This is a genomic window from Pseudogemmobacter sp. TB195 (assembly GCF_058313095.1).
The window spans coordinates 1-837 of sequence record NZ_JBZEGG010000094.1 but is presented as its reverse complement, the minus strand read 5'-3'; the positions used below and the strand labels follow the sequence as shown (position 1 = coordinate 837).

The following is an 837-nucleotide window of genomic DNA, read 5'->3' as shown; positions in this document are numbered from 1 at the left end:
GATGAAAACCGGCCGCAGTCGGTCGAACGCCGCCGCAAGACCAACCAGCGCACGGCGCGGGAGAACATCGCGCAACTGGTCGACGCCGGCACGTTCATGGAATACGGCGGCCTCGCCATCGCCGCCCAGTCGCGCCGCCGCTCGCTGGACGATCTGATCATCAACACCCCGGCTGACGGCCTGATCGTCGGCACCGCCTCGATCAACGGCCGGCACTTTGGCGCCGACGTCGCCCGCGCCATGGTGGTGTCCTACGATTACACCGTGCTGGCCGGCACCCAGGGCAAGCGCAACCACAAGAAGCTCGACCGGGCCATGCACCTGGCCCAGCAATGGTAGCTGCCGCTGGTGCTGTATGCGGAAGGCGGCGGCGGCCGTCCCGGCGACACCGACAGCGGCGGCCTGACCGGGCTCGACACCACCAGCTTCGTGGAGTTCGCCCGCCTCTCCGGTCAGGTGCCGGTGGTTGGCGTCGTTTCGGGCTATTGCTTCGCCGGCAACGCCGCGCTGCTCGGCTGCTGCGACGTCATCATCGCCACGAAAAATTCGTCCATCGGCATGGGCGGACCGGCGATGATCGAGGGCGGCGGCCTCGGCGTCTATCACCCGGCGGAGGTCGGTCCGGTGTCGGTGCAGGTTCCCAACGGCGTCATCGACGTGCTGGTGGAGGACGAGATCGAGGCGACCGAGGTCGCGAAAAAATACCTCTCCTACTTCCAGGGCGAGATCAGCGAGTGGGAGGCGGAAGACCAGCGCCTGCTGCGCCGGGTCATCCCGGAAAACCGCCTGCGCGTCTATGAAGTGCGCGACGTCATCCGCCTGATGGCCGACAAGGGC

The 837-nt window shown here is 67.5% G+C and carries 1 pseudogene; it reads left to right on the top strand.

Annotation, left to right across the window (positions count from 1 at the left end):
* Positions 1 to 837, top strand: a pseudogene (locus tag AC4FS3_RS28760) (carboxyl transferase domain-containing protein); the annotation flags it as partial.